Annotated in this window: 7 protein-coding genes and 1 tRNA gene; 3 read left to right on the top strand and 5 right to left on the bottom strand. The window is 60.9% G+C overall.

Translation table 11 applies throughout. The features are described from left to right. Both EN964_RS16250 and EN964_RS16245 read left to right on the top strand, forming a co-directional pair. Positions 1-1190, top strand: a 1190-nt coding sequence (locus EN964_RS16250; RefSeq protein WP_206528724.1) for a thymidylate synthase, incomplete at its 5' end; no start/stop codon positions are given. Further along, on the top strand, positions 1171-2109 hold the full coding sequence (locus tag EN964_RS16245) for a hypothetical protein (protein ID WP_127267267.1): 939 nt from the start codon (positions 1171-1173) through the stop codon (positions 2107-2109). The genes EN964_RS16250 and EN964_RS16245, both read left to right, overlap by 20 nt. Here EN964_RS16245 and EN964_RS16240 read toward each other — a convergent pair. The 5 genes from EN964_RS16240 to EN964_RS16220 form a co-directional block, all read right to left on the bottom strand. Next, positions 2106-3164: an ImmA/IrrE family metallo-endopeptidase gene (locus EN964_RS16240; protein ID WP_164749084.1), complete on the bottom strand. Its 1059-nt coding sequence runs from the start codon at positions 3162-3164 to the stop codon at positions 2106-2108. The two genes, EN964_RS16245 and EN964_RS16240, sit on opposite strands and share 4 nt — an antisense overlap. Positions 3165-3211: 47 nt before the next feature. Continuing rightward, positions 3212-3535 carry a hypothetical protein gene (locus EN964_RS16235; protein ID WP_127267265.1) on the bottom strand — a complete coding sequence of 108 codons (324 nt, stop codon included), beginning with the start codon at positions 3533-3535 and terminating at the stop codon, positions 3212-3214. 253 nt (positions 3536-3788) lie between these two features. Then, positions 3789-3865: transfer RNA gene (locus tag EN964_RS16230), tRNA-Arg, on the bottom strand. 131 nt (positions 3866-3996) lie between these two features. Then, on the bottom strand, positions 3997-4923 hold the full coding sequence (locus EN964_RS16225) for a DUF1003 domain-containing protein (RefSeq protein WP_127267264.1): 927 nt from the start codon (positions 4921-4923) through the stop codon (positions 3997-3999). Positions 4924-5307: 384 nt separating this feature from the next. After that, positions 5308-6189: a D-alanyl-D-alanine carboxypeptidase family protein gene (locus tag EN964_RS16220; RefSeq protein ID WP_236383085.1), complete on the bottom strand. Its 882-nt coding sequence runs from the start codon at positions 6187-6189 to the stop codon at positions 5308-5310. A 419-nt stretch (positions 6190-6608) separates the two neighbouring features. Between EN964_RS16220 and EN964_RS16215 the strand changes: the two genes are divergently transcribed. Beyond that, positions 6609-8351: a methyl-accepting chemotaxis protein gene (locus EN964_RS16215; protein ID WP_236383084.1), complete on the top strand. Its 1743-nt coding sequence runs from the start codon at positions 6609-6611 to the stop codon at positions 8349-8351. Positions 8352-8446 lie beyond the last annotated feature (95 nt).

Here is an 8446-nt window from a genome sequence, read left to right as displayed (position 1 = left end):
GTGGTGGAATATTCAATTGCAGCCGGATACTCTTCCTGCTGAGATATAATCGCGAATCGATCTTGCTTGATAGTCAGGTTCAACAGCAGACTCGGCAGCAAGGACCGTGCGTGTTTCATCACTCTGCCGACAATCTCGACGATTTAATGCGAAAGGTTTTCACGCGGCTGTTGTCCGGTAACAAGCGGAACAACCGCGTGAGATCACGCAAAGGTACAAGCACCGAGTTGTTCGGTGCGCTTCTCGAACTTACTAATCCGCGTGCGCGACTGGGAAGATCCGAGGCGCGCGCTAGAGTTTTCAGTCCGCTTGGCGAACTGCTCTGGTACCTGTCAGGCAGCGACGCATTAGACCAAATCAATTACTACATCGAAGGATATGACGAGTTTTCCGACGACGGCGAGACGCTCAACGGCGCTTATGGCCGCCGTATCTTCGGGCGCGCTCGCCTGCACGGCGACGCCGAGCCCAAGGACGAATGGCAGCGCGTGATCGACACTCTGCGCGCCGAGCCCGGTTCGCGTAACGCGATCATCCAAATCTACGCGAACGCCGACGGTGCTCGAAACGGTGCAGACGGCAAAAAAAGCAAGGACATTCCTTGCACCTGCACGCTGCATTTCGTCATCAGGAAGAAACGGCTTCACCTACACGTGCACATGCGGTCCAACGACGTTTTCCTCGGGCTGCCGCATGACGTCTTCTCGTTTACCATGCTGCAGGAGATCGCCGCGCGTGAGTTAGGGGTCGAACCAGGAACCTATCATCACTCGGTGGCCAGCCTACATCTCTACGACGACACGGAAAGGCAAAAGCCGCGTACAAACGCCCAGAAGTACGTGGACGAGGGGCTGCACGACATCGTCCCCATGCCGCCGATGCCGTTGGGCGATCCGTGGCCGGCCGTATGGCAAGTGCTGGAAGCGGAACGTGAAATCCGTGCCGGCAACCCGAATTTCGAACCCGTGGCGGATCTCGACCCCTATTGGCGGGACCTGATTATACTGCTGCGCGTCTTTGCTCTTGGCACATTACGGGATACGAAGCGTGCCGCCGAGTTGCTCAACCGGCTGAACCATGACGGGTTCAAACTCTATGTGCTCGATCGGATCGCTAAGAAGAAAGTGGCGGATCCGGTCATCCGAGAACTGTTCGAACCGGAAGAAGTAGATGCCCAACGGAATCCATAGGGACCGCCAATTCCAATTGCTGAAAGGCCTTGCGGCATACGAAGACGAATTCGGTCCACTTCCCGGTATCGCGGATCCCGCGGCCAGACAGACACTGGTTGAGCAGATGGTGTCGAGCATCCGACGGATCGAGTATGTGCGGAATTTCCGCCATCGCCCAGCCATCTCGGCTGATCGTATCAATCCGTACTCCCCTCTTTTCGATCCTCTGAAAGGTGCGTTTTATCTTGATACCAAGGGCCGCCGCGACGAAGCGGTATGGATAGCTTTTCTGGGCACTCATTTTGGCAAACACGCCGAAGATGCCTGGAAGCTGGCCGCGAACGTCATGGGCTCGTTCGGAGAGGGGCCGGTGTGGACTTTGGAGCGCTATGGCGTCAACAGGGCCGATTTTGAGGCGATGTTAACCACGCATGAGGATGACCTGAAGTCCAAATCTATATCCGGACGATTTTCGAACCACCGTCAGTACCAAAGCAAGAAGATTGGCAATATTGGCAAGGTGTTCAGTACTTTCCACGAATGGTTGACGGCCTCGGGTGGTATGAATTCCAAGGTGCGGCTGATACATAAAGAGGTTGGCCAGGAGCCTACGGCAGTTTTCAAGAAGCTCTACCGATCGATGAAGGATGTCTACGGTTTTGGTCGCTTGGGCAAGTTCGACTTCCTGACCATGTTGGGCAAGCTAGACCTAGCGCCGATTGACGCCGACAGTGTGTACCTAACGGGCGCCACCGGCCCGTTGTTCGGGGCTAAGCTGCTAGTCTTGGGAGCGACCAATGCAGAAGGTAAGCCCAAGGAGATCGAGAGGGCGGTTGATACGCTCGACGACTACCTCAACGTGGGTAAGCAAGTGCTTGAAGACAGTCTCTGCAATTGGCAGAAGAGCCCGACGATCTACACTTATTTCAGAGGTTAGTCGATCAGGTCAGGTATGTTTGGGTCTTCACCCCAACGGTAGCGGCGCTTGAGGAAGTTCAGCTTGCTGTGATCCACCACGTCGGCCCGCTGCAACTGACCTACGATGATACCTGGTGTGACATCCACCGCTCGGGCGATGGCCATGATAGCCTTCGGCCCCACGCCACGGTTGTCGAGTTCTTCCCGAAAATTGGCAGGAAAGAGCAATTCTTGCGCAAACTCGTTGGCCTCTCGTTCTTGAGTCTCCGTGTCCGTTCCCATGAATACAGCGCCTTCGCCGTCGATATGGTCTTGCCCATGCAGTACGATGTGCGCAGCCTCATGAAAGAACGTGAACCAAAAATGGTCTTCCGCCATATGGCGGAAGCTAAGCAGGATGACCGGATTGCCGTTGGTATCGAACCAGGACGCGCCACTTGCGCGGCAACCGTCCGGAGTCCGGGCGGTTGCTACTGCCACACCGACAGATCTGCAAGCGGCTACGAGGCGCGGAACAAACGCGGATGGCCGTTTGAAAGCTGAAAGCTTCTTTAGTCCTGGAAGCATGTTCCTAAATGCCGAGAGGTCAAACTCGGGCAGGTCACGGTCGGCGATGGCCAATTCGCCGGCGCGCAGCCAGACCAGTGTGGCCATGCCGTCGGACGCGAGGGATAGTGAGGTTCGGAAAGCGACAGCGCCCACGCCCGATGAGTAGCGCTGTCCCCATTCCTGCAGAGTCAAGCAGCCAAAAAATGCGAGAATCTCGTCCTTGAGTTTGTTCTTAGACTTGCTGCCTTTGGGGACCCAACCGAATTTGCGCATCGATGCTGCCGGCATCGATGCGACCCATGACGCCTCTGAGTCTTGTGAACTCTCGTCCAAACGGGCCATATCCAAAACGTAGGATTTATCGCGGGCCAGCCAGAACCGCGTCGTAGACCCTAGATTGTCGGCCAGAACACCGGCGTCACTTTCTGTCAACCGACGGTGGCCCCTAATCAAAGCGTCGAAATCGTCTGTGGATATTCCCAATGCGTCAGCGAGTTCTGCGCCGTCGATTTCCTTGGTGTCCATGAGCCGCACTATCGTGTCGCCCGGCGGTGAAGACCAGTTAGGGTCAATCATGCTAGCAGCTTTCCGTTGTTGAGAATCCGCAAGAGCTTAACGCGGTGAACATCGCCCCAGTTGGTCGTGTCGATCACACCGGCTCCGATGGGCTCCACCTCCACTACAGCGGAATCTCCCAATGGATAGCTTAACCCGATCTTGCCTTCAGCCCAGTTAACCTTTGGTTCATCCGGCACTTCGTGGAGATAAATGGCGCCCCGCATGTCTGCGATAAGACTGTGGTATGACCGTGCCAGGTCCTCACCGAGCATTTTCGTTGCCGCCTTTCCGTCGATAGTTGCCCTTCGGATTTTCGGTGTGAGATAGTGAAGTTCCAAGGCAAATCGTCCCGCGAGCAGACCCGAGACCACGCCTGTGACTACTTCGCGCTGCGAGTAGTGAGAGACAGCCCGAGGAAAAAGACAAGTCGAATCGTTCGTCTAGACAACTAATGTCAGCGCTATCCGGCTACGACACCATAATCAATGCCGGTGTCGTCATGTAGCTGAGCGATTGTGCTTATCCTTGCTGATATGCGGCGCAAAGCAGCCACCGCCAAACGCAGTGTCCAGAACGGACCCCTTTGCATTCTGGCGCACCCGACAGGATTCGAACCTGTGACCTCTGCCTTCGGAGGGCAGCGCTCTATCCAGCTGAGCTACGGGTGCTTTCCGGAATCCGGAAAACGAACCAGCCGGTGAACCGGCAAGTCACGGCTTCTTAGCGGAAGCAGGCGCGGGCTTCAACGGGCAATTGGAGATTGGCGCAGCGACATGGCCCGGTGCGTGCAGGCTGCGGCCTATGAGGTTGCCGCCCCCGCCTTCACCGTCCGCCGCCCGCGCACCGCCCGCTTCGGCTTCTTCGCACCCGCCAGTTCGTGCATCGCATCCAGCTGCATCTGCTGCATTTCGGCGAGCCGCGTCCATTGGCGCGAGATGAGGTAGTCGAGTTTTTCGTGCAGATGGCGCACTTCGAGCTCGGCCTTGAGGTTGACGCGGTAGTCGTTGAAGGAGCGCAGGCGGTCCTTGGACTCCTGCCGCCGCTGGCTCATCATGATGATCGGCGCCTGGATGGCGGCGATGCAGGAGAGCAGCAGGTTGAGCAGGATGAAGGGATAGGGATCGAAGGCGGCGCTCATGCCTTCGAGCAGGTTGATGCCGATCCACACCAGAAGCACGCTGCCGAACGAGATCAGGAACCACCAGCTGCCGCCGAAGGCCGCCATGTTGTCGGAGACGCGGTCGGCAAAGGTGCGGTGCTCCTCGAATTCTTCTTCCGAGTTTTCGGAAATCGTGTCCTGCCTGGCGATCGATTCGACCACCTGGCGGTCGAGCTCGGAGAATTCGCCGTGCTCCTGCTGCAGCAGCTCCTCCATGTAGCGCATGCGGTAGCGGCCGAGCTCGGCGCGGCTGATGCGGGCGCCGGCCGGCAGGTCGGGATGGTCCGACCGGATGCGGTCGGCGAGGCTCGGGCGCAGCGTGTCGATGCGCACCAGGTCGCGCTTGCGGAATTTGCGGCCCGAGATCGCCGACGGTTTTTTCTTCGGCTTGCCACGGTGGGCGCCGGGACCCGCAGGTTCGGAGTCCGGCACTTCGGGCGTCTCGAAGTGCTCGTCCGATACCGGATCGGCCTCCAGCTCACTGAGGGTCGGCGCCTCGAAATATTCGCCGCCGCTGTCGTGCTGGTTGTCTTCCGGTTGCTCGGGCGTTTTGGGGACGGTGCTCATGGGTGCGGGCTCCTGATGGTGCTGGGCGACGTATGCCGCAACATCGCCAGCATCGCGACGGATTTCGTGGGACTACAAGTGTTTTTGATCGCTTCCCGACTTCGTCATCCACGGGCGGAGCGGGAGCGAAGCGGACGCGCAGACGCGAGGATCCATGCCGCGACCTGCGAGTGTCGCTTGCGGTGCAGAACTTGCCCGATGTTGGCGCCAATCACCCCCCTCTGTCCTGCCAGCGTGCGCAAGGTTCTGCACCCTGGTGACGCGTTTGGAGTCCCGGCATGGATCCTCGGGTCTGCGCCGCGTCGCTATGCTCCTTGCTTCGCCCGTGGATGACGAAGTGGTGGGCGGCAGCCGAGCACCCAGACGCGAACCGCGCCGCGGCCACTATTGCTCGGCGAACATCAGCCTGGTCTTGGCGCCGTCCGTCGTCGGCGACAGGCTCCGTTGGATCAGCGCTTCGACGTGGTCGTTGCGCTGGCGGGCTGAGTCGGCGCCCATCACCACGACGATCAGATTGCGGCCGTCGGCGTTGTAGGAGGTGACGATGTTGAAGCCCGACGCCCTGATGTAGCCGGTCTTGATGCCGTCGACGCCGCGCACGCGGCCGAGCATGTCGTTGTGGCCGCGCACCAGCCGGCCGCGGAACATGAAATCGCTTTCGGAGAAATAGTGGAACTGCTGGGGAAAGCGCCGATGCAGCGCCATGCCGAGCACCGCCATGTCGCGCGCCGTCGTCATCTGGCCACCGTCGGGCAGACCGGACGCGTTGCGGAAAATGGTGCTGGTCATGCCGAGCTGGCGCGCCCTGGATGTCATCATGGCGGCGAACTGAGCTTCACTGCCGCCGAGATATTCGCCGACCGCCACGGCCACGTCGTTGGCGGATTTGACGACGATGGCGCGGATCGCGGAATCGACGTCGATGCTCTCGCCGCGCCGGAAGCGCAGCTTGGTCGGCGGCTGCGAGGCGGCATGGTCCGAAACCGGGATCTGCGTCTGCTTGCTGACGCGGCCGGAGTCCAGCGCCTCGAACAGCAGATAGAGCGTCATCATCTTGGTCAGCGAGGCCGGGTAGCGCTGCGCCGTCGAGCTGACCTCGAACAGCTGCTTGCCGGTCCTGGCGTCGACGACGATGGCCGCATATTTCTGCGCCGGCGCCGGCACGGCCAGCACGCTGTCGGGCGGCGTCGTGGCGCAGCCGGCAAGCAGCACCAGCAGGGCGAGTGCCGCAAAAAATCTCTGGATGAGCGGAAGGGGGTTGTACAAGGGCAAGTCTGTTCTGGGGTCGGCTGTTGCTGAGATGCGGCGAAGCTAACGTAACGCATGTGATGCGTCCATTTGGTTAATGGCGGCAGCAAGGCATTTGCCCAGGTTTGCGCATATTTTCAGAGCTTGGCGCCGCCCCTCATCTGGCTGCCGCCATCTTCTCCCCGTGAACGGGGAGAAGGACGCTCTCCTCGACGGGTTCGCCAACCGCCGGCGTCGCAGAGTGAACGCCAACGCCGCGGCATCTCCCTTCTCCCCGTTCACGGGGTGCCGGCAGGCGGATGAGGGGCAGCGCCGGCGTCGGCTATCGGCCCCGCCGAGCATCTGCCCCGAAAACGCCGGTTTTCCCGTGTCTTTCCTTGCCAGGGCCGCGTTTCCCGTGGGAAGGGGCGTGGTATCTCAGGGCTTGGGGGCTTGGCATGACGAATATCGGGGCCGGGGGCGCAGCGCCCTCGCTTATCAGGGCATCGCTCAGCCGCACCGGCAAATGGGCCGGCAGTGTCGCCTTTATCGGGGGTGCCGTATCAGACATCCTCAATCCGCTGGCGCCGTTCGCCGCCTATATCGCGCTGACCGCCGCGGTGGCCGCAATCATCATCGCCATTGCCATCGTGCTCAGGCTGGTGCTGGCGGCCAGAGCGCTGCCGGCCTTGATCTTCGCCACCACGGCGGCGGCCGTCGCCAGTGGCGTCTACGGCCTGCAGCAGCAGACCAACGCCCAGAACGGGGTGATCGCCAGCCTGGTGCCGGCCATTGCCGGGCTGCAGCAGTCGATGGGCATCGTGTCCGAAAAAGTGGCCAGGATCGAGCAGACCGTCACGCAGATGCAAAATACGGTCGAGGCGGTCAAGCAGACGACCGACACGGTGGCGAAGAAGGCCGACGAGATCGCTAACGCCCAGCAGCAGCAGACGCAGCAGACGGCGGAGGTGCAGAAGACCACCGACGAGGTGAAGAAGCAGACCGAGACGCTGGCCGCCGGCCAGGCGCAGCAGCAGGCCCAGACCGAGAAGCTGCAAGAAACGACGCAGCAGATCGCCGCCTCGATCGACACCATCGCCAAGGGCTTTGCCGCCTTGGCCGCGCAAGGCGGGGCGATTGCCGAGCCGAAGCGGCCGGACGAATTCTACCACAATGCCCGCGTCTACGAGCTGTCCGGCGACATGCTCAACGCGCGGCGCTCCTACCTCGCCTTCGCCGGTTTCGATGTCGACGCCATCGACCCCTACACGCGCTTTGCCACGCTGCTTCGGGTGCAGGACGGTAAGGCCGGCGCGCGCGAAGTGTTCGGCGCGCTTGCCGACAAGGGCAAGGCGCTGTCGATCAAGCTTGTGCATATCCAGCAGTTCGACGACGCCCAGCGGCTCGACAAGCTCAACGCCTTCATATCAGCCAATCCAGATTTCGCGCCGGCCTATTTCCTGCTGGCGCAGGAGTTTTCCGAAGACCGGCTCGGCGCCCAGACGCTGGCCGACAAGCGCAACGAGGCCAAGGCGCTGACCAGGTTCGTGTCCTACGAAAAGGATGGCGGGCTGCTCAAATATGTCGTCGACCAGACGCAGTTGGCCGACTGGCTGGACCGCAGCCGCAACCGGCTGGCGGCACTCGGCGACGTGCTCGATCCCGCCCGCTTCGTGCCTTCGCTGACGCCGATGCGCTCCAACCAGGGCTGGTCGATGACCATCTCGCTGCCGGAGCCGGCGACCGCCATCTCCTGGCGCATGGGCGACAGCGGCCCGTTCACCGACACCGGTTTCCTGGCCATGAACGACCAGACGACCGGCAAGCCGATGGCCAATCCGAGCTTCGAGATGCCCGACAGCACCGTGGCGGGGATCATCGCCATCAAATATCTCGACATCAGGGGCCGCGAGACCGGCCCGTTCGACATCCGCTTCGACCCGGAGACCGCGCTCCAGCAAGGCAACAAGCAGATCCTCGACCAGTTCTGGACCTCGTGGATCGCTTTCGATGCCAGCGGCAATCATGGGCTGGTCTACTTCACCCAGATGCTGTCCTACCGCTGCGCCATCAAGCAGGTGCATTACAGCCTGAACGGCGCGGCGCTCGACAAGGAGATCAAGATGCCGCCCTGCGACAAGAAGGACCCTTACGCCATCCCCTACGACTACCAGCCCTATTCAAGGTCGCCGACAGCGTGAAATCGATGTCGGTGCAGGTCACCTACACCGACGACACCAAGTCGCCGGTGCGGGAATACAAGCGGCAGTAGAGGCGCCCACCCTCCCCCTTGTGG

Source organism: Mesorhizobium sp. M7A.F.Ca.CA.001.10.2.1 (genome assembly GCF_003998575.1).
In the GTDB taxonomy this organism is placed as follows: domain Bacteria; phylum Pseudomonadota; class Alphaproteobacteria; order Rhizobiales; family Rhizobiaceae; genus Mesorhizobium.
Note: the sequence above shows the minus strand (reverse complement) of the source record. Positions and strands in the feature narration are given on the sequence as shown.

What these genes read in the sequence shown, in the direction of transcription:
- EN964_RS16245 (WP_127267267.1), top strand. Translation starts at nt 1,171, where the DNA reads ATGCCCAACGGAATCCATAGGGACCGCCAATTCCAATTGCTGAAAGGC.
- EN964_RS16240 (WP_164749084.1), bottom strand. Translation starts at nt 3,164, where the DNA reads ATGGACACCAAGGAAATCGACGGCGCAGAACTCGCTGACGCATTGGGA.
- EN964_RS16225 (WP_127267264.1), bottom strand. Translation starts at nt 4,923, where the DNA reads ATGAGCACCGTCCCCAAAACGCCCGAGCAACCGGAAGACAACCAGCAC.
- EN964_RS16215 (WP_236383084.1), top strand. Translation starts at nt 6,609, where the DNA reads ATGACGAATATCGGGGCCGGGGGCGCAGCGCCCTCGCTTATCAGGGCA.